The organism is Chelativorans petroleitrophicus (genome assembly GCF_025398195.1).
Taxonomy (GTDB): Bacteria; Pseudomonadota; Alphaproteobacteria; order Rhizobiales; family Rhizobiaceae; genus Chelativorans; species Chelativorans petroleitrophicus.
Genome location: NZ_JAODNV010000011.1, coordinates 1 through 26029, shown reverse-complemented (window position 1 = coordinate 26029; position 26029 = coordinate 1). Strand labels below are relative to the sequence as shown.

The 26029-nt window shown below is 61.3% G+C and carries 23 protein-coding genes and 2 tRNA genes; 9 read left to right on the top strand and 16 right to left on the bottom strand.

Going from position 1 to position 26029, the window contains the following annotated elements:
- The first annotated feature begins 106 nt into the window (after positions 1–106).
- From NYR54_RS10795 to NYR54_RS10780, 4 genes are all read left to right on the top strand, one after another.
- Positions 107–1147 (top strand): cysteine synthase A, encoded by a 1041-nt coding sequence (locus tag NYR54_RS10795; RefSeq protein WP_261515665.1) that lies wholly within the window; start codon positions 107–109, stop codon positions 1145–1147.
- Positions 1148–1364: 217 nt separating this feature from the next.
- Complete coding sequence (locus NYR54_RS10790; RefSeq protein ID WP_261515664.1) at positions 1365–2102, top strand: alanyl-tRNA editing protein; 738 nt, start codon at positions 1365–1367, stop codon at positions 2100–2102.
- Between the two features lie 102 nt (positions 2103–2204).
- Positions 2205–3056 carry a 3-mercaptopyruvate sulfurtransferase gene (gene sseA / locus NYR54_RS10785; RefSeq protein WP_261515663.1) on the top strand — a complete coding sequence of 284 codons (852 nt, stop codon included), beginning with the start codon at positions 2205–2207 and terminating at the stop codon, positions 3054–3056.
- Positions 3053–3625 (top strand): GNAT family N-acetyltransferase, encoded by a 573-nt coding sequence (locus tag NYR54_RS10780; protein WP_261515662.1) that lies wholly within the window; start codon positions 3053–3055, stop codon positions 3623–3625. Before sseA ends, NYR54_RS10780 begins: the two co-directional genes overlap by 4 nt.
- 462 nt (positions 3626–4087) lie before the next feature.
- On the opposite strand, the gene NYR54_RS10775 is transcribed toward NYR54_RS10780, so the two are convergent.
- Positions 4088–4163 (bottom strand) — tRNA-Val (locus NYR54_RS10775).
- 188 nt (positions 4164–4351) lie between these two features.
- On the opposite strand from NYR54_RS10775, the gene NYR54_RS10770 reads away from it, so the two are divergent.
- Positions 4352–4428: transfer RNA gene (locus NYR54_RS10770), tRNA-Asp, on the top strand.
- Between the two features lie 11 nt (positions 4429–4439).
- Positions 4440–4673 carry a hypothetical protein gene (locus NYR54_RS10765; RefSeq protein ID WP_261515661.1) on the top strand — a complete coding sequence of 78 codons (234 nt, stop codon included), beginning with the start codon at positions 4440–4442 and terminating at the stop codon, positions 4671–4673.
- A 12-nt stretch (positions 4674–4685) separates the two neighbouring features.
- Here the strand turns inward: NYR54_RS10765 and NYR54_RS10760 are convergent, their stop codons facing one another.
- The 9 genes from NYR54_RS10760 to NYR54_RS10720 form a co-directional block, all read right to left on the bottom strand.
- Positions 4686–5909, bottom strand: coding sequence for an MFS transporter (locus tag NYR54_RS10760; RefSeq protein WP_261515660.1), 1224 nt, complete (start codon positions 5907–5909; stop codon positions 4686–4688).
- Positions 5906–7201, bottom strand: coding sequence for a TRAP transporter large permease (locus tag NYR54_RS10755; protein WP_261515659.1), 1296 nt, complete (start codon positions 7199–7201; stop codon positions 5906–5908). Before NYR54_RS10755 ends, NYR54_RS10760 begins: the two co-directional genes overlap by 4 nt.
- Positions 7198–7719 carry a TRAP transporter small permease gene (locus tag NYR54_RS10750; protein ID WP_261515658.1) on the bottom strand — a complete coding sequence of 174 codons (522 nt, stop codon included), beginning with the start codon at positions 7717–7719 and terminating at the stop codon, positions 7198–7200. The genes NYR54_RS10755 and NYR54_RS10750 overlap by 4 nt, the downstream gene beginning before the upstream one ends.
- A gap of 61 nt (positions 7720–7780) precedes the next feature.
- Positions 7781–8791 (bottom strand): TRAP transporter substrate-binding protein, encoded by a 1011-nt coding sequence (locus NYR54_RS10745; RefSeq protein WP_261515657.1) that lies wholly within the window; start codon positions 8789–8791, stop codon positions 7781–7783.
- Between the two features lie 34 nt (positions 8792–8825).
- The gene (locus NYR54_RS10740; RefSeq protein WP_261515656.1) at positions 8826–9992 is read right to left on the bottom strand and encodes a CaiB/BaiF CoA transferase family protein; all 1167 of its coding nucleotides are present in this window, start codon (positions 9990–9992) and stop codon (positions 8826–8828) included.
- Between the two features lie 5 nt (positions 9993–9997).
- Complete coding sequence (locus tag NYR54_RS10735; RefSeq protein WP_261515655.1) at positions 9998–11080, bottom strand: CoA transferase; 1083 nt, start codon at positions 11078–11080, stop codon at positions 9998–10000.
- On the bottom strand, positions 11077–12213 hold the full coding sequence (locus NYR54_RS10730; RefSeq protein WP_261515654.1) for a CaiB/BaiF CoA transferase family protein: 1137 nt from the start codon (positions 12211–12213) through the stop codon (positions 11077–11079). The genes NYR54_RS10735 and NYR54_RS10730 overlap by 4 nt, the downstream gene beginning before the upstream one ends.
- A 75-nt stretch (positions 12214–12288) precedes the next feature.
- Positions 12289–13566, bottom strand: coding sequence for a 2-hydroxyacyl-CoA dehydratase family protein (locus NYR54_RS10725; protein WP_261515652.1), 1278 nt, complete (start codon positions 13564–13566; stop codon positions 12289–12291).
- Positions 13563–14687 (bottom strand): 2-hydroxyacyl-CoA dehydratase family protein, encoded by a 1125-nt coding sequence (locus NYR54_RS10720; protein WP_261515651.1) that lies wholly within the window; start codon positions 14685–14687, stop codon positions 13563–13565. The genes NYR54_RS10725 and NYR54_RS10720 overlap by 4 nt, the downstream gene beginning before the upstream one ends.
- 119 nt (positions 14688–14806) lie before the next feature.
- Here NYR54_RS10720 and NYR54_RS10715 point away from each other — a divergent pair, with 119 nt between their 5' ends.
- Both NYR54_RS10715 and NYR54_RS10710 read left to right on the top strand, forming a co-directional pair.
- A complete protein-coding gene (locus NYR54_RS10715) occupies positions 14807–15328 on the top strand; it encodes a MarR family winged helix-turn-helix transcriptional regulator (protein WP_261515650.1) in 522 nt (173 codons plus the stop codon).
- Positions 15329–15388: 60 nt separating this feature from the next.
- The gene (locus NYR54_RS10710) at positions 15389–16579 is read left to right on the top strand and encodes a CaiB/BaiF CoA transferase family protein (RefSeq protein ID WP_261515649.1); all 1191 of its coding nucleotides are present in this window, start codon (positions 15389–15391) and stop codon (positions 16577–16579) included.
- Positions 16580–16682: 103 nt separating this feature from the next.
- Here NYR54_RS10710 and NYR54_RS10705 read toward each other — a convergent pair whose 3' ends face one another.
- From NYR54_RS10705 to NYR54_RS10680, 6 genes are all read right to left on the bottom strand, one after another.
- Positions 16683–18563, bottom strand: a complete 1881-nt coding sequence (locus NYR54_RS10705; RefSeq protein ID WP_261515648.1) for a TRAP transporter permease — start codon at positions 18561–18563, stop codon at positions 16683–16685.
- A gap of 81 nt (positions 18564–18644) precedes the next feature.
- Complete coding sequence (locus NYR54_RS10700; RefSeq protein ID WP_261515646.1) at positions 18645–19649, bottom strand: TAXI family TRAP transporter solute-binding subunit; 1005 nt, start codon at positions 19647–19649, stop codon at positions 18645–18647.
- 111 nt (positions 19650–19760) lie between these two features.
- Positions 19761–20912 carry an acyl-CoA dehydrogenase family protein gene (locus tag NYR54_RS10695; protein WP_261515644.1) on the bottom strand — a complete coding sequence of 384 codons (1152 nt, stop codon included), beginning with the start codon at positions 20910–20912 and terminating at the stop codon, positions 19761–19763.
- A gap of 17 nt (positions 20913–20929) precedes the next feature.
- Positions 20930–22366 (bottom strand): NAD-dependent succinate-semialdehyde dehydrogenase, encoded by a 1437-nt coding sequence (locus tag NYR54_RS10690; protein WP_261515643.1) that lies wholly within the window; start codon positions 22364–22366, stop codon positions 20930–20932.
- Position 22367: 1 nt separating this feature from the next.
- Positions 22368–24458 (bottom strand): acetate--CoA ligase family protein, encoded by a 2091-nt coding sequence (locus NYR54_RS10685; protein ID WP_261515642.1) that lies wholly within the window; start codon positions 24456–24458, stop codon positions 22368–22370.
- A 3-nt stretch (positions 24459–24461) separates the two neighbouring features.
- Positions 24462–25328, bottom strand: a complete 867-nt coding sequence (locus NYR54_RS10680) for a p-hydroxycinnamoyl CoA hydratase/lyase (RefSeq protein ID WP_261515641.1) — start codon at positions 25326–25328, stop codon at positions 24462–24464.
- 109 nt (positions 25329–25437) lie between these two features.
- Here NYR54_RS10680 and NYR54_RS10675 point away from each other — a divergent pair, with 109 nt between their 5' ends.
- Positions 25438–25860 (top strand): MarR family winged helix-turn-helix transcriptional regulator, encoded by a 423-nt coding sequence (locus NYR54_RS10675; RefSeq protein WP_261515816.1) that lies wholly within the window; start codon positions 25438–25440, stop codon positions 25858–25860.
- Positions 25861–26029 lie beyond the last annotated feature (169 nt).

Here is a 26029-nt window from a genome sequence, read left to right as displayed (position 1 = left end):
ACCACCGGACATTGCTCCAAAATCAGGAGGCTTGCCATGCGTGGCGCCGGTTTCTAGGTTTCACTGGCGCCCCTGCGCGTAAAGCCGGCCGCAATCGAGGATCGTTATGCATCAATCCGTGATCGAAACCATCGGCAACACGCCGCTCATCCGTCTCCGGCGCGCCTCTGAGGAGACCGGCTGCGATATCTACGGCAAGGCCGAGTTCATGAATCCTGGTCAGTCCGTCAAGGACAGGGCTGCCCTGTTCATCATCCGGGATGCGGAGCGGAAGGGCCTATTGCGGCCCGGCGGCGTCATCGTGGAAGGCACGGCCGGCAATACGGGCATTGGCCTCACCGTGGTCGGCAGGGCGCTTGGCTACCGCACGGTCATCGTCATTCCCGAAACCCAGAGCCAGGAGAAGAAGGACGCGCTGCGCGTTCTGGGCGCCGAGCTGATCGAGGTGCCCGCAGTGCCCTACAAGAACCCGAACAATTACGTGAAGGTCTCCGGCAGGCTTGCAGAGCAGCTTGCCCGCACCGAACCCAATGGAGCCATCTGGGCAAACCAGTTCGACAATGTGGCGAACCGCGACGGGCACCGGGAGACCACGGCGCAGGAAATCTGGCGGCAGACCGAAGGCCGGATCGACGGCTTCGTCACCGCTGTCGGCACGGGCGGCACGCTGGCCGGTGTTTCCGAGGGGCTGCGGGAAAGGAATCCGAACGTCAAGATCGCTCTCGCCGACCCCATGGGGGCGGCGCTTCACAGCTACTACACCACGGGTGAGCTGAAGGCAGAGGGAAGTTCGATCACCGAAGGTATCGGCCAGGGTCGCGTGACCGCCAATCTCGAAGGCTTCCGGCCTGATTTCTCCTATCAGATTCCCGATGCGGAGGCCCTGCCGCTCATCTTCGGCCTTGTTCAGGAGGAAGGGCTTTGCCTGGGAGGCTCGACCGGCATCAACATTGCCGGCGCCATCCGGCTTGCCAGGGAGATGGGGCCAGGGCACGTGATCGTCACCATCCTCGCCGACTATGGCACGCGCTATCAGTCGAAGCTGTTCAACCCGGCCTTCCTGCGCGAAAAGGGCCTGCCTGTACCGGCGTGGATCGAGATGCGCGGCAACATCTCCGTGCCCTTCGAGCCGGTGCTTGAAGGCTGATACCGGCGACCCTCAGTCCGAGACGCTTCCGGCCGATCGTCTGCCGGTGCGCACCGGCAAAGCCGTCGGCTACCAACTGTGCGGCCGCGGCCAAGTCCGCTGCGGCTTCGGCGCGGGCGAAAAAGGCCGGTTTTCCGGTGGCACAATCCGGTTTATGTCTGTGCTGCATTCGGCCTGCTTTCAGAACCGGCATCTGCAACCAGCGACGGAGCCAGCAATGCGCAGCGAAGCGCTTTTCCGCGATCAGCCCTATCTCAAATCGACAGAAGCCGTGGTCACCGGCATCAACGAGCGCGGCGGCATCATTTTGGACCGCACGGTATTCTACGCCACATCGGGCGGGCAGCCGGGCGATACGGGGCATCTGCTGCGCGCCGACGGATCACGCATCCGCGTCGCCACGACCGTCACCGGGCTTACCAAGGACGACATCATCCATGTGCCCGCCGAAGGCGAAGCCCTGCCTGAGCTGGGCGAGACGGTGACGGCAGAGATCGACTGGGACAGGCGCTACCGACTCATGCGCATGCACACCGCCTGTCACCTTATCAGCGCTATCTGCCCCTTCCCGGTCACGGGGGCGGCGGTGGACGAGACCGATTCGCGCCTCGATTTCGATCTGCCCGAGGCGGGCTGGACCAAGGAGGCCGTTACGGAGCGGCTCATGGAGCTGGTGGAGGCCGACCACCCCGTCTACACGCGCTGGATCACCGAGGAGGAGCTTGAGGCCAACCCCTCCCTGGTGAAGTCCAAGAACGTGCGCCCGCCGGCCGGCAGCGGTCGCATCCGGCTGGTCTGTATCGGCGAGGACGCTCTTGTGGACAGCCAGCCCTGCGGCGGCACCCACGTGGCGCGTACGGGTGAGGTGGGAGAGGTGCACATCGGAAAGATCGAGAAGAAGGGGCGCGAGAACCGGCGGTTCCGCATCCGCTTCGGGCCTCTCCCGGCGTACTGAGCGGCGCGCGAAACCGAAGGCCTCTTGCCGGGACATGCGGCGTCCTATCTATTGAAGGCGGCTGAACCTTCATTGCCGCCGAGCGGGTATCAGGGAGCATCCATGAGCGAAAAGAGCCCCTTCATTGTCTCTTCTGACTGGCTGGAGGAACGTTTGGAGACGCCTGGCCTGTCCATAGTAGACGGCTCTTGGTACCTGCCCGCGCAGGGCCGCGACGGGCGGGTAGAATACGAGGCAGCGCACATTCCGGGCGCGATCTTCTTTGACCAGGATCTTGTGGTCGATCCCGAATCGGAGCTGCCGCATGCGCTTCCCGACCCGGTCACATTCCAGCGTCACGTAAGTTCCATGGGAATCACGCGGGACGACACCATCGTCGTTTATGACGGGCCAGGCCTCTTCTCAGCACCGCGCGTGTGGTGGCTCTTTCGGGTCATGGGTGCGGAGCGCGTCTATGTCCTCGACGGCGGGTTCGACCGCTGGCGCGCCGAGGGGCGTCCCGTGACGGCGGAGCCGACCCGGATCGCTCCGTCCGCCTTCATGCCGGAATTCGATGAAAGCCGCGTGGCAACGCTTGCCGAGATGCGGCGGCTCGTGGAAACGGGCGAGGCGCAGATCGCTGACGCGCGTTCGCCCGGGCGCTTCGCCGGCAAGGAGCCGGAACCGCGCCCCGGCGTGCGCTCCGGCCATATGCCCGGAGCGTTGAACGTGCCGGCCGCATCGCTTGCCGAAAACGGCAGCCTGCTGCCGCTCGATCGGCTTCGCACACGGCTGGCGGAGGCCGGCGTGGATCTGTCGCGCCCGGTCGTCACCTCCTGCGGCTCTGGCGTTACGGCGGCGGTGATCACGCTGGCCTTGGAGTCGCTCGGCCATCGTGACAACCGGCTTTACGACGGCTCCTGGAGCGAGTGGGGCGGCAGAACCGACACGCCGGTCGTGACGGAGGAGGGATGAGCGGCGGTTCGGCAGGAGAAGGCCGGGTGCTTCGCGCGACCGTCACGCGGCTGCGGATGGACCGGCCGCCCGAGCGTTATCCGCCGCTGCCGGTGGGCGTTCAGCTTGCGCTTCTGAGATGCCGCAACATGCCGCTGCACTATTACCGCTATCTCTACGACCGGGTAGGCCGGACATGGCACTGGACGGCCGCGCTGATGCTGAGCGATGCGGAGCTTGCCGAACGGCTCTCAAGCAGCCGCACGGACATCCACGTGCTCTATATGGACGGCGCCCCGGCGGGGTTCTTCGAGCTGAGGCTTCTCAACGAGGGGGAATGCCGGCTCGTTCATTTCGGCCTGATGGCGCATGCGATCGGCCGCGGGCTCGGTCGCTGGTTCCTGGGAGAGGCGATCCGGGCTGCCTGGGCGCACAATCCCCGTCTGGTCTCGGTGGAGACCTGCACGCTCGATCATCCCGCCGCGCTCGGCCTCTATCAGAAAATGGGGTTCGAGCCTGTCTGGCGGAAAGAAGAGACGGTGCGGGAGCTTTCATCCCGCGAACGCGCGGCCGTGCTGATGCGCGAGTGAGATTGGCGGGCGGCCGGCCATCCCACGTTCCGCCTCCTCGGCGTCTGCCCTGAGCCCGTCGCGAGGACCCTTCGGGTATCCTGTAATGCCACGGTGGCGACGGCGATCGTGCTTCTTGACGGTAGCCTTATTCGCCGACAGGTAATTCGCGATCTCGCCAATCGGGTTTCCGGCCACGCACAGCCCATGCGGCGCGGGCGTGCTCGAAGGGCGGGATCCCCAGCACTTTGCGGGCCATCGAAAACCCGCCACTTAGCCAAAGGCCTCAAAAATCAGACTTTCAAGTGCTTGAGCGCGAGCGCTGTCAGGTTCTCATTGAACCCGCGCAGGAAAGGCGGCTCCAGCATCCGAGATCGTGGTTGCATCAGGGATCGGGGCCCGCTGACGATTGACGCAGGCCATCTTTTCACGAGGGCTGAATAGCGGCCCCGGGGTCACTTCCGGTGATTCCAAGGGTTGAAATGGTGGGCGATGAGAGACTCGAACTCCCGACATCTTCGGTGTAAACGAAGCGCTCTACCAGCTGAGCTAATCGCCCGCCTGAAGGGGCGGTGCTGCCGCCCATTTTCAAGCCCGTCCGTTTAGGCCGTTCGCTGCCCGATCGCAAGGGGGAATCGCCCTTCAACAGGCTAATAGACGAATTCACCGGTTACCCGCTTGCACCTGCTTGACAGCGCAACGGGAAGCGCCTAATTCACCGCCACGACGCGCGAGCCGCGTCGAAGCGCGGGTGTAGCTCAGCTGGTTAGAGTGCCGGCCTGTCACGCCGGAGGTCGCGGGTTCGAGCCCCGTCACTCGCGCCATTACTGATCCCTTGAACTATAAGATTTTTTCAGGCGGCGGCGCTATGGTCCGAACGGTAGGGCTTGTACCCTCGTTTCGAGACATCTGCACCGAGGTCTATCCGCTCGATATGAAGAATGGAGTTTGGAGTGCGCCGGACGCCCCCGGACTTGGCATCGAGATCGACGAAACGGTTGCGGCACGCTACCTCTTTAAGCTGGAAGAAATCCCCGCGCTTGAAGCTATTTGTCCGGCGGGTGTATAGCGAACTGGTGACCTAGCGGCGTTGATCCGGCATCCGTACGAAGCCAAGCATCGAACCGCCAAGAATCAACAGAATTCCAAAGCCGGCGATAACCGCGACATACGACCCAGTGAAATCGTATATATAGCCTGCCAGGGCTGGCGCCAGCGTGGTTCCGGGAAACTGGATCATCATCAGACTTCCCTGGACAGTGCCGAATCTGGACTGGCCGAACAGTTCGTTGCAGATGACAAGCACGAGAACCATGGGGGCGCCGGCGGCGATTCCGAGGGCGCATGCAACAACGAGCATGGCCGGAAGGCCCGGCGCAAGCGGGAAGCTGCAAATGGCGAGGCCCTCGAGGAGGAGGAGGCCGCTAAGCATGCTGGGAAGAAGCCTCGGGTCCAACCGGTCGGCGATATAGCCGGCCAGCAGACGAACCGGAATGGTCATGAGGATCGTGGCGCCCAAGAGTGTTCCTGCAAATACCGGATCGAGCCCGTAGTCAGTCATTAAGGGCAGGAGGTGCACTGAAAGCCCGGTGGTAACGGATGCCTGCGCGCAAAGTGCCGTGGCGACAAGCCAGAAATTCATGTTCCCCAGAAAGGATCGAACCTTGAATGGCGCGGCCAAGGTGTTCGCTTCGACGTGATCCCGGAGCTCCAGTGTTCCGCATTCCGCAACCGGAGCCCGCCGAAACCAGATTGCCGGAATCGGGATCAACAGGAGGGTGATGGCGGCCCAGGCGATGCATGTCTGACGCCAGCCGACAACTTCGACCATGACGCTGACTACGGGCACGATCAGCGTCGCGACGAGTGCCGATATCGAGAACCGCACCGCAAGCGCCATGCCGCGCCTTCGCGCGACGCTGGCGACGACAAGCTTATCGAGCGCAACGGTAAAACCTGCCGCTACGCCAGCCGAAATTAGCAGCGACCAGGCGATATAAAGTTCGAGCTCGGAGCGCACGAAAGCAAGGACGAAAAGTCCAAGCGCTGAAAGAAGCATACCGCCGATCACAATAAGGCGTGGCCCGTGGAGGTCGGTGATGCGCCCTACGATTGGGGCGGAAAGTCCACTGATGAGCCTGCCCAGTCCAATGGCGGTCGAAACGGTACCGCGCCCCGTATTCAGGTCGACGGCAAGGGGCTTCAGTAGGGCGGAAACCGCAAAGGCGGCAAAGCCGTGTCCCAAACCTGTGAGTACGCCGGTTGTGGTGACCAGCGCCCAGCTCGTCCGCCGGCTATCGCTCATAGGTAGGCCAACCAGAGAGCAAGCGCGGGGAAGATGATGAGGGCTGTTACGTGCAGAATGTCAGCCGCGACGAATGGCATGGCACCCCGGAACATGGTGGTCAGGGGGATATCTTTGGCGATACCTGAAAGGACATAGACATTCATCCCTACCGGCGGCGTGATGAGAGCGATCTCCGTCATGCGGACGACCAGAACACCGAAGAGAATCGCATCGAAGCCCAGCGACGTGACGATTGGAAAGAAGAGGGGGACGGTCAGCGTCATCATCGCTGAGGCATCGAGGATCATACCCAGAAAGAAATAGACTATCAGGATCAGCAGCAGCACGACCATGGGTGAGAAGTCGCCATTCGCCACCAAGTCGACGACGCGCGTGGGGATAGTGGTAACGGTGACGAAGCTGTTGAAAACCATGGCGCCAAAAAGGATGCCGAAGATCATGCCGGTTGTCTTAAGAGTGGCATAAATGGCGGTTTTGGCGCTTTCAAATGTCAGACGCCGCCGGACGAGGGCGATGAGGATGGCCCCCGTTGCGCCTACCGCGCCAGCTTCAGTGGCGGTAAACCAGCCGCTGATGATGCCGCCCATGACAAGAACGAAGAGCGCGAGGACTTCGCCGATCTTGGTGAAGCTCAGAAGCTTTTCTCGCCAGGAATATTTGGGTCCGCGCGGCCCGGCCCCGGGATCGACGCGGCACCAGATGCCGATCGCTACCATGTAGAAGATGGCGAGCAGGATGCCGGGGATGATGCCAGCGGAGAAAAGCCTTCCGATCGAAGTCTCGGTAAGGATGCCGTAGATGATAAACATGCCGCTGGGCGGGATAAGCGAGCCGATTGTGCCGCCAGCAACGACGCTGCCCGAGGCTAGTGGAAGACCGTAGTTGTGTTTGCGCATTTCAGGTAGCGCGATGAGCCCCATGGTCGCTGTCGCCGCAAGGCTGGAAGCGTTGACGGAGGCAAATCCAGCCGAAGCACCGATAGTTGCCATTGCCAGGCCGCCGCGCCGGCGGCCAATCCACTTGGCGGCAAAGTCGAAAAGATCCTTGCCGATACCAGCCGCGAAGAGGATGTGAGCCATGAAAAGAAACAGCGGTACCGTGCCGATGGCGTAGTTGGTGGCAAGGTTATAGGTGGTGACGCCGGTCCTCACGATGGCGGCATCAAGACTCACCAGGAACGCGAACCCTGCAAAGCCGACAAGGCCCATCGCAAAGCCGATCGGCATGCCGAAGCCGATCAACGTGAACAGGATGACAATTCCGATCAAGCCGAATGTCGGCGCGGTCATTTTTCCGGGTCCGCGTACTGGTGAGATTCATCTTCGACCGGGATGCCTTTCAGGAGCTTGAACCCCTGCCAGAGCAGCACGATCACGCAAAGGAGGATGGCCAACGCCATTGCCCAGCGAAACGGAGCCACCGGGACGTCGATGATGGGCGAAAGCTCGTTCTGTGCCATACGACGGATCGCCTCGCGCATGGTGGCCCAAGCCACCACCGCCCAGAACAGCGACCCCAAGATCAGCATGAGGCCGTGAATGAAGTGGCGAAGCCTAGTGTTTGAAATCCGATTTACGAAGATTACCGCCCGCGTGTGGTCGTTATGCATGGCAGCATAGGCAATCGAAATGCTCACGGCGGGGATCAGCAGAAGCTCAGAAAGTGAGTATGTTCCCGGAAAAGCGATGTGCAGGGCACGCAGCACCACGGTAATGACCGTCAGCCCCATAAGGCCGAGAATGGCGGCAATGCCTATTACGCCGGCTGTGGCGCAAATACGTCGCAAAGTCGTATCAATGAAATGCATGGTCTATTCGGTGCCGCTTTGCCGCCACGGGGTTGCCCGGGCAGCAAAGCGTTCCTTCGCTCTAGTTCTTGATGGCGGCGCGAATCTTGTCGAGAATTTCCGTGCCCGGCAGCCCTTTTGCATCGAGCTGCGCTGCAGTCTCCCTGGCGGCGGGCTCGAAGGCAGCAGAGTACTCGGCGATGACCTCGGGCGCTACGGCGTTGAACTGAACGCCAAGCTGCTCGCCGTAAGCACGGCCTTCATCTTCGGCAGCCTGCGCAAGTTCGTAGGTTTTCTGCGTGAGGAAATCGATATTATCGAGAAAAACCTGCTGTATGTCCTCAGGCAGGCGTGACCACGCGGCCGCGTTTATTGCACGCGAGGGATAGGCCCCGCGGCTGTGCGGCAGTTCGGAATAATACTTGATCACCTCCGCGAAACTCAGCGACTTCAGCGCCTCATAAGGAGCGATAACGCCATCCAGAACGCCGCGCTGCAGCGACGGATAGGTTTCGGTCATGGGCATGGTAACGCCCTCGGCGCCGGCCGCGGTAAGCGCGCCGATATAATCTACGGCCGAACGGATACGGAGACCTTCGAGGTCCGAAAGTTGGGTAAAGGGCTTTTCCCGAAGCATCAGATGCATCGGGGTGCCCACATTGTAGCCGAGTACCTGGGCGCCATCGAGTTCCTCCGCATATTGCGGATATTCTTCCCAGAGCTGCAGATAAACCTCGAGAACCTTGGAAGCGTCCTCATAGCCGTAGAAGAATTGCGGCGTGAGCCGGTTGAGATCATAGCCGGAGGTCGCGTAGATCGGAGCAATGTAGGCGATGTCCGCTACACCGGCGTTGAGCTCGTCGATACCTTCCCGGCTGCTGATGAGCGCACCACCCCAGAAGGGGGTTATCTTTACGCGGCCGTTGGTCTGCTCCTCGATGCGCTGAATCCACATTTCATCCGCCTGGCCATACGGATGTGTTGGAGAATAGGTGGTTGAGTAAGTCAGTTCGAACTCCGCCGCCACGGCGCCGGATGCCGTACCCATACTCACCGCGGTGAGCAGCGCGATGGTTATTGATCTAATTGTCATGGTTCTCCTCCCTCTGTTCGGGCATCCCTGCGCGTCAGGTTGCCTTTGGCTTGAGCTGGTTGATCTTTTCCTTGGAAAGTCCCAGTTCCGATAGAACCTCTTCCGTGTCGCTGCCGGGCGCATGGCCTAAATTCCGGATTCTGGTCTCCCCCTCCAACCGGACTGGCTGTCCAATCTGTCGCACGGTGCGGCCGGATGTTCCCTGCTTTTCTATAACCATGCCGCGTGCGCGGAGGTGGGGATCAACTAGTGCTTCGGAAATCTCATTGACCGGAGCAAACTGCGTTCCGGCCGCTTCCAGAATCCTGATCCATTCGTCACGGGTGCGTGACGCAAATAGCTCCTCGAGTTCGGCACGGATTTCGCTGCGGCGCGCAACATCATTCTGGCTTTCGATGAAATCGGGCCGCCCAATCGTTTCACAGAAGGTGCGCCAGTAGCGCGGTTCCATATCGGTGGTGCAGATGAAGGAGCCATCCTTCGTGCGCCACAGCCCCGTGTCGGCGCGACGTGTGCCGCGTGGAGGAATGGTCGAAGGGTCTGGATGGCGCGAGAGTACGTTGACGAGAAGACTCATCGCACAATCGCTCATCGCCACATCGATATGCCGCCCCTCGCCGGTGCGCTGGCGGTGAATGAAGGCGGCGAGTGTCGCAAAGGCGGCGTGGGTGCCGGTAATGACGTCGGCAGCAGGTACTCCCGGGAAACTCGGTGCGTCGGGGTTCTCACCGATGCGTGAGAGAACGCCAGATATGGCAAGCGCGATCGGATCGTGTCCGGGCTTTTCTCGATAAGGGCCGGTCTGCCCACAAAGGGTGAGGCTCACATAGATGAGGTCGGGCTTGACGGCCTTGAGCGACTCGTAGCCTAGCCCGATGCCTTCGAGTACGCCCGGCCGGTAATCCTCGACCACGATATCGGCGGTGGCAACCAGCGCCTTAATAGCTTCCTGCGCCTTCTCGTCACCGATATCGAGCATTACCGAGCGCTTGTTGCGGGCCAGGATATCGACCTCACGCAGCGCCTTGCGCTCGTCCTCGGAGAGCCGGTCCCAGCCGAACACCTTGGCTTGCTTGGCGATCTCGCGCGGGTTCTCGATGCGGATAACGTCGGCGCCCATGTCGGCGAGCAGCCAGGTGCAATAAGGCCCCGGCAGGAATTTCGAAAAGTCGACGACCCTGACCCTTTCGAGCGCGCTCATTACCCTTACCATCCCGTGAAGCTTGAGGCAGGCACCGGCTTTGCGAGGGTACGCCTCGGGGTATCCATCTGCGCCGAACGGAAGAGAGGGCCGGGGACCGATACGGTCTTGCCCGTTTCTTCGTCTGTCACCTCGACGAAAAGGCCGCGTGCCTTCAGGTGTTCGCTGTCGCATACATCCTGCGGGCTGCAGATCACGGACAGGCCCCAGCCCTTTTCGAGCGACCAGGCGCCCAGTTCTTCGCGCGTATGGTTGGCAAAGAAGGCAGCGACGATCCCCTGCCAACGCTCGATGGTTTCCTGTGGGGTGTCCGCGACAAGGGTGTTGTTCCAGTCGATATGGCTCAGCTCCCCTGCGGCGCCCTTTTCCTCCATAACGGACACGACCGCGCGCATCATTGACGGGTTGTCGATCATCGACCAAGTAACGAAGCCGTCCTTGCACTCCCAGATCTGGCGTACGCCCGACTTGCCGCGCACCAGCATGTTGCCTCGGCGGCGGCCGATGCGGCCGGTCCATTCGTACATGATGGCTTCGCGGTAGTTCGAGAGTGTGGCGCACTGGAAGGCGGAGAGGTCCGCTTTCTGCCCCTTGCCTGTACGCCGACGGGCGTAAAGCCCCAGGAGGGCGACGGTGGCCGCTTGGATACCGGTCAGGGCATATGCCTGCTGACCGGGGAATTTCAGGGGCGGCCCGTCTGGTTCGCCGGTGACGTGCATGAGGCCCGAAAGCGCAAAGAGCGTGAGGTCCGTTGCCGGGCGGCCGGCATAGGGACCGTTGGCGCTGAAGGGCGCAACACGGATGTAGATGGTTTTGTCCGAAACGGCTTTGTCGAGGCCGAAGCGGTCGCCTTCGCGCTGGCCGTCGAGGACGACATCAGCCTTGGCCGCGAGGGCGCGGATCGCCTCGGCGTCATCGGGCGCGATGACCGTCTTGCCGTGGTGCCAGGCGAGCGTGCGGGCACGGTTGGCCTTTGTCACGGGAAGGACAACGGCAACGTCGGCGCCCAGCTCCGCCAGCATGCGGCCGCCGAAATCGGTGAGCCCGTCAGCGATCTCGAGAACGCGGAGAGCGGCCAGCATGCTCATGCGAGACACCCTTCGGCGATTAGAATCTCGATCTCGTCCGCTTCGAGGCCAAGCATGTCGATGAAGACTTCGCGGTTGTGCTCGCCAAGGCGCGGCGCGCGGTTCACCTTGCCCGGCGTGCCGTGCAGCACATAGGGCGGAGCAGGCATATTCGACGGTCCCAGCACGGGGTGGTCGAGCTTGACGAAATGGCCAGCGGCCGCGAGCTCTGGGTTCTCGAGGACGTTCTTGCCGTCGAGCACCGGGCCTGCGGGGACACCGGCGGCGGCCAGCCGGTCAAAGAGTGCGAACTTGTCATGCGCGCTGGTCGCAGCGCTGATGGCGTCGCGGTCTAGGCTCGAAATGCCAAGCTCGCGCTTGAGTGCCTCGGCCTGAGTTTCGTTCTCGACGGCGATCGCGATCCAGTGGTCATCGCCCTGTGTCGGGAAGACGCCATGGATCAGGAAGTCGATGTCGTCGTTGCCTGTCTTTTTTGCTTCGTCCTGGGCGTAGAGATCGGCGATGACGTGCACCATCGGCTCAATCTGCGAGACGTCGACGTGCTGGCCTTCGCCGGTACGAGCGCGATGTTCGAGCGCGGCGAGAATGGCGACGGTGAGAAACATCGGGGCTACCACGTCGCCATAGGCGAGGGGAGGCATGTGCGGTGGGCTTCCCGGCTCGCCTGTCAGCCAGGCGTGGCCAGAATGGGCCGCAGCGGAGTTGCCGTAACCGCGAAAGCCGGACAGAGGCCCTGTCCTCCCGGCTACCGAAACACTGGCAAGTATTATGTCCGGCTTGATTTTCCGAAGCGCCTGATAGTGCAAACCGATGCGCTCCATGAAGCCCGGCCCGAAATTTTCTACCACCACGTCCGCCCATGCCACGAGCTTTTTCGCGATCTCGATGCCGCGCGGGTCGGACAGGTTGACCGTGACGCTCCTCTTTGAGGTGTTCGTCTGCGCAAAAAATGCCGAACCGTCGACGTCCTTCGGATCACCGGCAAAGGGTGGGGACATGCGGCCCAAATCGAGGCGCTTGCGGGATTCGATCTTGATGACTGTTGCACCGTTGTCGGCGAGGTCTTTGGTTGCCCGCGGACCTGCGCCAACCCAAGAAAAGTCGGCGATCTTCAGTCCATCCAATGCACCCACCGCGTTCCTCCCATCTGTCCGCAAGTGTTATGCGCCGATCCCAATCCCGGATGGTAGTTAAGCGAATGAACTAAGTCAAACGCCTTTCTCTGCCAGCACGGCGTCGAGAACGGCGCTGACGCGGGCGGACATCTCGTCCCGGTTCCACTTGCGCCTGTCGACCATGTCGGACCAGACTTCGATGACGCGAACACCCGCCTCCTCCAGAGCCTTCTTCGCAAAGAGGGAACCCTGGCCCGAAAAGCGATCATGCTCGGGAATAAGCATCAGTGCCACATCAATCCGGTACTTCTTCGCCTGCTCGACCAACCAGCTATTGATCCATGGTGGCTGGTGCAGCTGTTCGTTCATGGCAGAGACCCGCGCTGCGAGGGCACGCAGTGAGTCGCCTTTGATCTCGCGAATGTAGCCGTCGGCGGCGAAGGGAAGGTACATGGACCAGGCGAAGACCGCTCCATGGCTTTCCTCGAAGGTTGAGTAGAAGCTCGTGTCAAACCAGAGACCAGCGCCGATCCACATCATGCGGATACGCTCTTCCTCGAGCACTGATACGCCAGCCTTGACACGCTCGTGAAGCTCGGCGCGAAAACGCTTCGCGTGGGACAGTGCCCATTCTGATCCCCTATGCCACTGCGGGATCATCACGTTGGGGATCTGCTCGGAAATCCGGATCGGGCAACGTGGAGCAGTAGCGAGGATTTCCGAAATGTCCTCGAAAATGCGTTCCTGCTCATTGATCGCTTCCATGTAGCGGACGAAGCCGTCATGATCGAACGAGCGGCCTGTGAGTTCCTCGAGCTGGGCGATGAGGGCTTCGAACTCCGCCACCATGAGATCGAGCCTGTCGCTCCTGTAAAGCGTTTCCCAGTCACTCCGGGCAAGCCGCCACCATTCCGGATGCGGGTCAGGCACAGCTGGCGCGGAAATGAGAAAGAGCGGCGCCCCCGTTCTTTCCGACCAGAGCGAAAAGATCTTCTGATGATCGTCGGCGCTCTGGCGTGCGCACAGGATGGACGGTTTCGGCAGGCCTCCCCATGGCTGCCGCTCGGTATCTCCCTCGAGTTCCGCGATGAGAGGAAGGCTGGAATAACGCGCAAGCCGGTCGTGGAAACCAAGGGTTTCCATATAATCGAAGTAGTATTCCGAGAGCTGCTTTGCCGCGATGATCGCCGACCACCACTGGTTGGTCACAATAGGCAGGCCCATGTGATGAAAGAGTTCGTGCGGGGTATCGGCGTTGACGAAGGCGTATTTGGCGCCCGAGGTAATTTGCGCCCGAAGGCTTTTGGCCCATCCGCGTTGATGGTCTGTGGCAATTCTGGTGGATTCAAGCGGCACGTAGGTGCTTGTCACTTTCGGGCCTCAAGCTTGGCGGAAATGAGCGTTGCGGCGCGTGCGTGCCAGGTTTCGGGATCCGTGTCGCGGAAACCTAGATTGATGAAGGCGATAGCTCTTCTTTCGAGGCTGGAGGCGAGAGCCGGAATTTCCCAGCCGAAGGTGTCGTCAGTCGGTGCGAGCTGGCAGAGCACGAGGTCACAGCGCGCGTTTGCGAGAGCCTGAAGCAGGGCGTTCCGGTAAGCCGTGGTTGGCGTAATACGAGGGCAAGAGGGATCGGCCGCCGTTGCGCGCAGGATTTCAGGCAAGGTCGCATTGCCGTTTCCCGGGCCGGGCCAGACGGCGCCCCAGGGCTGCCAATCGCACACGATTGTTCCGAAGCGTTCAAAGACTTCGTAGGAAGCGGTTGATGCGAGCGACGATCCGATCAGTCCGATGCGCATACCCTTTTGCGCGGTCCTTTTGGTATCCACAAGGGCGGCATTGAGGAGGTCGGCATGTTCGGTTGCCGACATGAAGCGACCTGCGTTACGCCAACGCATCGCAGTCGTACCGGACAATCCTGCTGTTTCGAGACGTTCAAGCGCCTGGCGGCGGCCAGCCTCAGCGGCTGCTGCCTCAGCAATCGCTTCATCAGAAGGTCTCCTCAGGCCAATCCGTTCAAAGAAGTCGAACAGTTTTTCGGCCTGAAGGGCGTTAAAGTGCATCACGGCCGGCGTTGCGGTATGGACCAGGTTCCAGAGGAACAGCGGCGGAACGGATTTCGGTGCCCGGCCCTGCCGCACCCACTCGGAGGTGTACTGATAGGCAACCAACGCTGGTGCATCGTCGCGGGCAAAGATGATCCCAAGGCAGTCCGCAAATTCGCCGTTCATCAGGCGATTGAGAAAGACACGGACTTCCTCGTCGACGAAAGGTTCTATGAACTCGTCGATGGCCGTCGTCCTTCTGAGCCGTCCCATCGAAAGATGCACCGGAAGGCCACCTGCAGCGGCAACCAGTGTTTCGGGAAAGCCATTGCCGAAGATGCCTATTCGAGGCAGGGGGACGCTGGGCCGATGCCGATCGCGCGCGTCGAAGGCACGGTCTAGTAGTGTTCCGGCTGCTTCTCCGAACCGAAGCGACGATGAGTGCGGCAAGCATCCCTCCTTTTCCTATAGTTCATGTTATGAACTAATTGGAAGGGCGTCAAGTTGGCAGGTTTGACAGGTTTGGGCGCGAGGGATAGTCAGCGATCGAGTAAAGGAGGGGGACGCACATGGCGGGTACATCGGATGGGGGGCAACAGGATCGGGTGGTCCTCGGCTCCCTGCGAGAGAATCTGCCATTCCTGACACGCGCCCTGCGCGCCTATATCCGCGCCGAGAATGCGGAATTTTTCGGTGACCTTGCCACGGAGCACGGTGAGATCGCGGTCTTGAGTGTCATCGCCCTCAATCCGGGGATTTCTCAGAACGATCTCGCTGCAACGCTGGTCTTCAAGAAGTCGGCAATTACGAAGCTGGTCAAGGAGCTCGAAGCGCGCGGCTTGATCGAACGAGCAAAGGTGGTGGCTGACAAGCGCTTCAACGCTTTGCAACTTACGGCAGAGGGACAGCTGCGCTACCAAAGAATTTCCGAACGGGTGGCCGCTCAGCATGCCGCGCTCTTTGAAACCTTCACCGAGAAAGAGCGACGGCAGTTCTTCGACCTTCTCAATAAGCTATACGCGCATCTTGGCGAGCGGCAGGCACAGCGTACCGGATTGTCGGCGGCGATTGCCGGAGAAGGTGACGACTGATCCCGGCTTGACAGACTTCCTCATATTAGTTCATGTGATGAACTAAACGGAGGAGCAGGATTGGCACAACCGCTCGAAGGCGTCCGGGTCGCAGATTTCAGCCATGTTATCGCAGGCCCTCTGGCCACCCAATTCCTATGCTTGCTCGGGGCAGAGGTTATCAAGGTCGAGCCACCCGGCGGGGACGTACTGCGGAACTACACCCAGCGCAAGGAATTGCGCGGAATGGCGGAGCCGTTCATCGGTGCCAACGCCGGCAAGAAATCGATCATCCTTGATCTCAAGACCGATTTCGGACGGGAAGCGGCACGACGGCTCATTGCCACGGCTGATATCATGGTCGAGAACTTCCGTCCTGGCGTAATCGATCGCCTCGGGCTCGGATATGAAACGGTTCGCGAGATCAATCCCGGTCTCATATTCTGTTCGATCTCGGGCTATGGCCAGGACGGCCCGATGCGCGACTATCCAGCAATTGACCAGATCATTCAAAGTGTTTCGGGGCTTATGGGCCTTTCGGGTGAACCGGATAGTGGGCCGATGCGTATCGGCTTTCCTGTCGTCGATACCTACAGTGCCCTCCTTGCCGCATTCGCCATCCAGGCGGCCTATATCCAGCGTGAGCGGGATCCTGAACGGCGCGGCCAGTATATCGACATGTCAATGCTCGACGCTTCGCTGGTGATGATGGCGTCCGTGGTTAACCCGCTGGTCATCTCCAACATCGAGCCAAAGCGGACCGGTAATCGCGGTTTTTCGCTGGCCCCCACGGCCGATACGTTCGAAACCGCCGAGAATGCGATAACCATAGGAGCCGTGCAGCAGTATCAGTATGAGCGGCTGTGCGCGGCGCTAGGTCGGCCCGACCTGCTTTCCGACCCCAGATTTGCAGATCCGGATTCCCGCATGGCACATGACAGGGAACTGCAGGCGGAACTTGCAAAGACCTTCATGACGAAAACGGCGCTTGAGTGGGAAGCCATACTTTCGGAAGCGGGTGTACCCGCTGGCGCGGTGCGTCCCGTGCGCGAGGTGCTGAAGTTGCCGCAACTTGAAGGGCGCAACCTGATGCTTGAGGTTGAAGTGCCAAACCCGGCCATCTCGCGCGCAACCATTCTCAACGCGGGTTTCCGCTTTGCCCATGATGGACCCGGTGTATCCGCACCACCGCCCCTGCCCGGTGAGCATACCGACGAGATACTTTCCGAACTTGGCCTTTCGTGCCAGCCAGAAGAAGGTGACCCTGCATAAACGGCAGGCGTGGTCATGTCTCCGGCTGGTTATTGCGGTCTTGCGGCGGCCGCCGGCCGCCGGCCCTGATGGTGTTCGCCCATTGGCCCTTCAGGAGACAGGCTTAATCGGCCGCGCTCGTGGCGGCGCGGGCGTTCCGTTCTCGCTGGGCGAAGAACCACAAACTAATTCCTCCTGCTGCGAGGATCGCTGCCCACACGGATTCCGCGCCAAGAAGTATGGGAGAAAGACAGACAGCAATGGCGATCAGCCACTGCGCAATATAAACAACGCGCCCGCGCCAGTGCACCGTTTCGATAGACATGGCCCTGGTGACGATCATGATTGCCGCGACTGTGGTCGCAACAACAATGCCCGTCGCGATCCAGCTACCTTCCATCAGAAGTGCAGGGTCATAGACCCAAACAAAGGGTATGAGATAGGCGACGAAGGAAAACCGCATGCCCGCCCAGCCGGTCTTCCACATGTTCGTCTCCGCGAGGCCCGCAGCCACGAAACTCGAAACGGCAACCGGCGGGGTAAGAAAGGAAAGCACACCGAAGTAGAATATGAAGAAGTGTGCGGCGAGAACCGATACGCCCATGGCGGCCAGGGTGGGAGCCAAGATCGCGGCAAGGATGATATAGATCGCCGTTGAGGGCATGCCCATGCCGAGGACGATCGCCAACAGCCCTGTCACGATCAGCATGCCAAGCAGCCCCCAGTTTTCACCCAAGCGTACCAGGACAAACGAAAGCGACTGGCCCAGACCGGATATGTTCATGATGCCGACCACTGCGCCGGCGGCACCGGCGATCAGCACCAGCGGAACGATTGACTCCCCGCTGCCGAAGATGAGCCGGGCCCATTCCTCGCGGCTGCGCAGCCGTCCCGTATACACTGCGAATGCCAGCAGCAATGCAGAGGAGACGAGGGCGGCGAAGCCGGGAGTCGTATTGCCCCAGAAGATCAGGTAGATGAGGACGACAAGCGGGATGATGAAGATCCAGCCCGTTTTCAGGGTTGGCCTCAAGCGTGGCAGTTCCGAACGATCGAGCCCCTTCAAGTTCTGGCGCGCCGCGATGGCGTCCACCTGCAGGAACAGGCACAGATAGTAGAGAATTGCCGGCAGCAGCGCGGCGAGGACCACTTGCCCATAGCCAATCTGGAGGAACTCCGCCATCAGGAAGGCAGTGGCGCCCATCACCGGCGGACTGATCTGTCCCCCGGTCGAAGCCACGGCCTCAATTGCGGCTGCATTGTGCGCCTGGAAGCCCGTGCGCTTCATCAGCGGGATTGTCACAATTCCTGTCGACATGATGTTGGCGACAGGCGAGCTGCTGATCGAGCCGAACATGGCGGAGGCCAGGATTGCCACCTTGGCGGGTCCGCCACGCCGGTGGCCCATGAAGGCGAGGGCGAGATCGGTGAAGGCCGCCGTGGCGCCGCTGACCTCCATCAGCTTGCCGAGCAGCAGAAATGCAATGACAATCGAGGCGATAATGGCAAGCACCAGCCCAGGAATGGCGTTGGTGTCGGAGTAGAGATAGAAGGCGAGCGCCTCCAACGAGACGCGGTCTGCCTGCAATGGCGGCTCAAGCAGATAGCCGAAAAGCCCGTAGGCGATGAGTGCCCAGACCAGCAGGGTGATCGACAGGCCGCAGACCTTGCGTACCGCTTCCATCAACAGGACGATCGCAACGACTGCCGGGATGTATTTCGATGGCGTGACTCCTGCGATGTCCACGATCCAGAATTCGAAGTTCAGGGCCAGCCAGACCCAGGAGGCAATCGCGGCCAGGGCCGCGACGATTTCCAGCGCACCGGCCTTGCTGCCGTAAGGATGGCCGAGAAACGCGGCCGCGATGCCTACTCCCAGGTACGGCCCCAACCACTCCGCCTCGATAAGGGAAATGCCCGCCACGGAGAACAGGTTGAGCGCCCAGATGATTCCGCCAACAAGAAGGAATGCATGGCAGATGCGCTGGAGGCAGGTTGCAATCATTGCTGGTCTCTTTTGTCATGGATCAGCCACTGCCAGCGGCGTGTCGTCGCTGGCATTCAGGTCAGTTCGAAGGCTCATCCACTAGTTGGCGAGCAGCTCGTCCTGGCGTGCCTGATGGACGTCGGTCCAAAGCCCCACTTCGCGGAAGTAGCGGATTGCGCCCTCGTGATAGGGGTGGCTGAAATTCAGAGAGGCCAGTTCGTCAGCCGCTATTCCGCGCAGCATGGGTAGATTCTGCTGCATGCTTTCCCAGTTCTCGTGAATTGCCTTCGCCAAAGCATAGGCGTCGTCCTCGCTCATGCTGGCTCCGACATTCATGAAGACGTCGAACTGGGCGACACGCGTCGGTTCGCTGACACCCACATAGGCCGGCCCGGGCTGCAGCGTCGTGGGCGAAAAGCCCGCCACGGCACTCAAGGCATCCTCCTTGTCTCCCAACGGCAGCACGCGTAAGCCACCGGAAATGGAGGCATCGGCCTCCCGCAGAGCCGGTATTCCGAGAACGGAGGCTGAGGCGACAACCCGATCGTCGACCAGAGCGCGTGTGGCTTCCGGAATACCGGCTACCGTATAACCCTCGACATCGTCGGGTGTGAGGCCGGCCGTGGCCAGAACTGCGGCGTTAACCTGATTGAAGGAGGCGATGGCGCGGTATTCGGTGATGACAGGTTTCCCCCTCAATTCATCGAGCGTCTTCACCCCTGAGTCCGCCTTGACGTAGAAGGCATAGGGCGAGCGGGAGATCAATGTGAGCGCCCGTATTCCCGTCATAGGCTGGCCGTAGGCGCCCTGTCCCAGGTAGGCCTCCTGCGCATCCAAGGCAGAATTGATGCCCATCGCGATTTCCCCACGATGCAGCATCGGCAGATACTGGGATGTTCCACTGAACGGACGGACGGTCGCCGGAACGCCGAGTGCGTCCTGCAACGCCGCCGAGACGGTTGTACCGATCTGGTGATAGGCCGTACCGGCGGGCCCGGTACCAATCGTGATGCGCGACAGCTGGGCTGAGGCATCAAGCGTTGCGGCAAGCGTCAAGACAGCCGCTGTAACGAATGATCCGACTATTCTGGCAGTTCCCTGCATCTCTCCGTTCCTCCCGTTGTGACACAGCCGAATCCTCGCCATCGGCTGTATATAAGGTATCCTGTAATTAACCGGCACAAATCTCAAAATGCAAGATTTGTGTTCGGAAAACTACTGGACCTTCAGTCCCATGGAGCGAGCGATGAGATTCCGCAGCATCTGCGAAGAGCCGGCGGCGATCGTCGCGCTGCGGGCATCGCGATAGTGTCGCTGCATGGGAAACTCCATGGAGTAGCCATAGGCACCGAAGATCTGCATGCCCATATTTGCAACCTTGACGTAGGTCTCCGACGAATAGAGCTTCGCCATCGAGATGTCCGCCAGCGCTTCCTCTCCCTGCGCCACTTTCCATGCCGCCCGCCACATCAGCATCCGCGCCGCTTCAACTTCGGTGCGCATGTCGGCCAGCATGTGAGCGATGGCCTGGTTGGATCCGATGGGCCGGCCGAACTGCTTGCGCTCGCGTGCATAATTGGCGGCGAGATCGACGACGGCACGTGCCGCCCCGCAATTGCCCGCCGCCGAGGTGATGCGTTCCACCTGAAGACCGGCAAGAATGCAATCCCAACCGCCGTTCACGCCGCCAACAATCCTGTCGGGCGTGACGGCCACCTCATCGAATCTGATCTCGTAGGTGCCGGTGGCGCCGCGCCCGAGCATGTCGAGCTTCCTCATGTCCACGCCCGGGGCGTCGTTGTCGATCAAGAACAGCGACATGCCCTTGGAATGATGAACGGTCGTATCCGTCTTGAGATACACGTTGAGCAAGGTGTTCTTGGCGCCGGCCCCGGTACACCAGAGCTTGTGGCCGTTCACCCGCCAGACATCGCCATCCTTGCGCGCGACGGTACGCATCGCACCCACATCGGAGCCCGCGTCCGCCTCGGAAATGCAGATCGCCATGCGCAGGTCGCCGGTGATGAGCCTCGGCAGGAATTCCGCCTTCTGCTCCTCCGTTCCCTTGCGCTCGATGTTCAGTCCACAGAAGACGTTGCCCGCGTAGGCCATGAAGAAATCGGCGTTCGTGTAGGCGATCTCCTCGGCGACAATCGCCATGTCGATGACGGATCCTCCGAGCCCGCCGTGCTTCTCCGAGAACGGAAGGGCAATAAGACCGGCTTCTGCCCAAGCCTTGTGGAGCTCGTAGGGGTAAAGGCGCTCCCTGTCGTGACGCGCCACCATGTCAGGCGGCGCATGGCGATCCATGAGCGTGCGGACACTCTCCCGCAGCAGCCGCTGTTCCTCACTGAAGCTGAAATCCATCGCGCCGCTCCGGTGTCTCAGCTTTCGCTGATCAGCTTAACGTCGAGATAGGCGTGCAGCCCTTCACTGCCGCCTTCGCTTCCGTAGCCGCTTTCCTTGACGCCGCCGAAGGGCGTTTCGGCCAGGTTGATCATCATGTTGTTGATCCCAAGCATTCCTGCCTCGATTTCTTGGCCCAGGCGGATGCTGTTCGATGTCGAGCGCGTGAAGGCGTACGCAGCAAGCCCGTAGGGAAGACGGTTTGCGGCCGCGATGGCCTCGTCCACGGAAGAGACCCGGCGGACAACGGCGACCGGCCCGAAAGGCTCCTCGTTCATGATGCGCGCCGTTTCCGGTACATCGGCAAGCACGGTCGGCTGCCAGAAATAGCCTCGGTTTGCGCCGCTTTCTCCGCCAGTCGTAAGTCTCGCGCCGGCCGTAACAGCATCCGAAATGAGACGTTCCATGGCCTTGACCCGGCGTGAATTGGCGAGCGGCCCCATCTGCGTCCCCTCTGCAAGGCCGTCCGCGACCTTCAGCGCCGCGGCGCGGGTGGTAAGCCCGTTCACGAAATCATCGTAAACTCGTTCGTGGACATAGAACCGCGTGGGCGCGATACAGACCTGGCCCGCATTGCGGAATTTGAAGGCCGCGCTGATACTTACGGCCTTCTCGATATCCGCATCTTCAAGCACGAGCACAGGCGCATGCCCGCCGAGCTCCAAGGTCACCCGCTTGATGCCGCCGGCGGCAAGCCGTCCAATCTCGCGCCCGACGGCGGTGGAACCGGTGAAGGAGACTTTCCTGATGATCGGGGAGGCTATGAGATGGGTTGAGATCTCAGCCGGTTCGCCGGTCACCACGTTCAGGACGCCGTCGGGCAGCCCCGCCTCGGCGAACGCCTGGGCTATCCCAAGCATTGTCGCGGGTGTCTCCTCGGCGGGCTTGATGATACAGGTACAACCGGCCGCGAGCGACGCAGCGACTTTGCGCGCGGGAATCACAGCCGGGAAATTCCACGGTGAGAAGGCCGCCACCGGTCCAACCGGCACCAGCAGGGTCGAGAAACGAATATCCGGCTGACGAGACGGGATGACACGTCCGTAGGCGCGGCGTCCCTCTTCGGCAAACCAGTCGATGATGTCGGCCGCCGCCATCATCTCGATGCGCGCCTCGGCGAGCACCTTCCCCTGTTCCAGGGTGAGTGTGCGGGCGAATTCATCAACGCGAGAGCGGATGATACCCGCCGCCTTGCGCAGGATGTTTGAACGCTCCAGAGCCGATACCCGGCGCCACGCGGCAAATGCCCGCTCGGAGCTGGTGAGCGCTTCATTGAGGTCCTCGGCGGAGGCGATCGGCAGGCGAGCCAGTTCGTCGCCGGTGGCCGGGTTGACGACCCTGCGGTCACCCGAGCCTCTGCCGGGGCGCAGCTCATTGTCTATGAAAAGCCCGAGTTCCGGATAGGCCGAGGTCATGTCAGTCCCTCCTTGTCATCAGCACATCCAGGATACGGACACCGCCGCCCTCGGGATATACCGCGAGAGGATTGATCTCGATCTCGGCAATGGAGCAGTCATCAAGCATCAGTTGCGCGAGCCGTTCGAGCAGCTCCACGACAGCGTCGATGTCGAGCCTCGGCGAGCCACGGTAGCCCTGCAACAGGTGAGCAGCCTTGAGCGAGAGGAGCTTGCTCTCGATCACGGCTCGGGGCACTCCGGCCGGGACCATGCGGATGTCGCGCAGGAGTTCCGTAAGCACTCCGCCCAAGCCGAAGATCAGCACCACTCCCCAGGAGGGATCCCGGCGGGCTGAAACCACCAGTTCGAGGTCGAAGGCAGGCGCCATCTTTTCCACCAGCATGCCGTCGATGGCCTCTCCGGCTGCGTGATTTTCCAACGAAGTCTCGATGTCCTGCCAGGCACGGTCCAGAGCGGCTTCATCGGTCAGATTCAATTTCACGCCGCCAAGGTCGCTCTTGTGGGCAATGTGGGCTGCCTGCACCTTGAGCGCGACAGGATAGCCGATGCGCGCCGCGATGGCCTTGGCCGAGGCCAGATCGCGCGCCAGTTCTCCGTCGGGAACCGCGATTCCGCGCTCACGCAGCAGCGCCTTGCCCTGATGCTCTGCGACAGTGCGTGTGGTGCCGCCGGGCAACTGCGCGGGTGCCGGGAGGCCGGTGTGGTATTCCAGGCGGGCAATGTTTGCAAAGGCCCGCATCGCGCGCTCGGGGGAGCGGAAAAAGGGAACGCCGGTTGCGCGGATGTCTTCGAGAAATTCCTGCGGCATGGGCAGTTCGTCGCCCATGAACGCGATTGCGACCGGTTTTCCGGCATCCGACATGACAGGCTTGAGGGATTCCCACTTGGCCATCACCTGGCGCGGGGCACCACCCATGGCAGCAACGAGAAGCGCGTCTATTCCCTTGTCTTCAAGCATTGCTGCGCAGCTGTCCCCGAACAGGCTGGGCTTGCTCATGCCCATCGCCGTGATGTCGAGCGGATTGTCGATGGCCGCAAAGTCCGGAAGAACATCTGCCAGAGCCTCGGAAGTCTCCTGCTGAAGCAGCGGCAGTTCGAGGCCGATGTCTTCGCAGAAATCGAGGCAGAAGCCGCGCACGGCACCGGAGTTGGTGACGATGCCGAGCCCGTTGATCCGCGCATGCGGATAGCGGTGGCGCAGAAGGGTTGTGTCGAACAGTTCGTCGAAACTGCTGACCAGCGTGACTCCCGCCGCTCGCACGAATGTTTCCATGACGGCGTGATCGCCGGCCATGGCGCCGGTATGCGACTGGGCCGCTTCGCGCGAGCGCTGGCTGCGGCCCGGGTGCATGAGCACGACCGGCTTGCCGCGATCCCAGGCCATGTGCGCGAAGGCCAGGAATGCCGACGGATTGCGGATCTGTTCAACGAAGACGGCAAAGGAACCGACGGCTTCGTCGTCGACCAGCTCCGAAAGAATGTCCTCCGCCGCAAGAACCGCCTCATTGCCCGTCGAGATGGCGTAGGCGATGGGCAATCCGCGGCTGCGCAGGGCTTCACGGATATTCCCGGTCATAGCCCCGCTCTGTGCCACGACGGCAACCGCAGGGCCGTTGAGCGCCATCGGCTGGATGCGCTCGAATGTCACCGGCACGGACGAAACGAAATTGGTGAAGCCCAGGCAGTTCGGTCCGAGCACAGCCATCCCGGCTGCACGGGCAATGCGGGCGATCTCCGCCTGCTCGGCCAGGCCCTCCTCTCCAAGTTCCGCAAAACCCGAGGCGAATATGACCGCGCTGCCAATGCCCTTGGCAGCGCACTCCTCAATCGCCTGCCGGACTGCTGCAGCGGGCACAACCAGGGCAGCCAGATCGATGCCGTCCGGCAGTTCCGAAATCGACTTGCGGCACGGAATGCCGTTGATCGTCTCGAAACGCCGGCTGACCGGATGGAGATTGCCCGTGTAGCCAAAGGTTTCGAAATTCGCCATGACATTGGCGCCGAGCGAAAAAGGTTCAGACGACGCCCCGACCACGGCCACGGAACGCGGCCGCAGCAGCCGGTCAATTCCCCTCCCGTCTTGAACCATGTCTCAACTCTCGCGCTTGTAGCTCTCGAGCCCCGGGCGATAAGACTTTTCGTCCAGAAACTGCTTCATCCCGACCTGATCGCCCTTTTCCGGGTCTCGATACTTGGTCGCGTCAGACTTCGCCATGAGATACTCGAAGGCGGATTCCCAGGACATGGCCTTCACATGGTGATAGGCCGTCTTGGCGGCGCGCAGAACGAATGGATTCTTCTCCATCAGAGTCTGGGCGAGCTTGATCGTGCGCTCGCGCAGCTCGGCGCGCGGCACGGAAATGTTGACGAGGCCAAGTTCCTTCGCCCGCTTTCCGTCAAAGGTTTCGCCGGTCATGATGTAGTAGAGCGCATCGCGCTGTCGCATCACCTCGGCGACCGACTTCGTCACTATGCCCGCCGGGATAATTCCCCAGTTGATCTCGGACAGTCCGAAAACGGCCTCGTCTGCCGCCACCGCGAGATCGCAGGCGATCAATACCTGGAACGCGCCGCCGAAGCACCAGCCATTGACCATGGCAATGGTGGGTTTGGGAAAGTACATCATGCGGCGCCATTGCCATGCGGCATTGGCACGGTAGAGACGTTCACGCTCCAGCGGCGGACCCGCATCGGGTATGCGGAAGTACTCCTTCAGATCCTGGCCCGCCGAAAAGGCTTCTCCGGCTCCGGTGATGACGAGAACCTTTGCTTCGTCATTCTCCTCCATCGCGTCCAGCACCGCGTTCATCTCGTAGACGATGCCGGGATTGATGGCATTGCGCTTCTCGGGCCTGTTGAGCGTGATCCAGGCGATCCCATCCTCGATGGCTACCGTCACGAACTCACCCCAAGGCTTGCGCGTATCCGGAGAGGCGTGCGTTCCGTCGCTGGCTGTCATTTTCCGGCTCCTTGAGATAAACATCTCAAGGAGCCATAAATAAGGAGACCTGATATTGTCAAGACAACCCGGCACCGTTTCGCAGCGGGTCAAGCTGCGTCCGAGGACCATGTATCTTCTCAACCAGGCCAACCAGGCCGTTCGCAGCCGGATTGAGCGGGACCTCCGTCCCCTCGGCCTGACGGGCATTCAATACACGGTCCTAAGTATCATTGGATCGCGAGACGGAATCTCCTCGGCAGAGCTTTCCCGCCGGTTCTTCGTAACGCCACAAACCATGAACGAGATCGTCGGCTCGCTTGAACGCCGCGGGTTCCTGTCCCGCGAGGAAAGCGCGCAAAGCCGCCGGATCCTGACAGCGCGGTTGACAAAAGAAGGCCAAGACATTCTGGCGCAAGCGGACGAGGTAGCGGACAGGATCGAGGCAGAGGCGTTCTCGGGTTTGTCTGATGAGGATTTTGCCGAGTTTAGACGCCTCCTGAAGCTGCAGCTAAATTTCACGCGCCGGAACACGCCAGCGACGAATTCCTGATTTCCGTACCCGCGAGGCGCCTGTCGACAATCGTTAAGGAGATAAGCGGGGAGGGGCTACATGAGCCTGTCATCCTGGTCGTCGGAAGACGATGTTGGATGATGTCCCGGGGCGTGGTGTAGCAGGATAGCGGCGGTCACCAGTGTTTTTCCGGTAGGGTCGGGTTGTT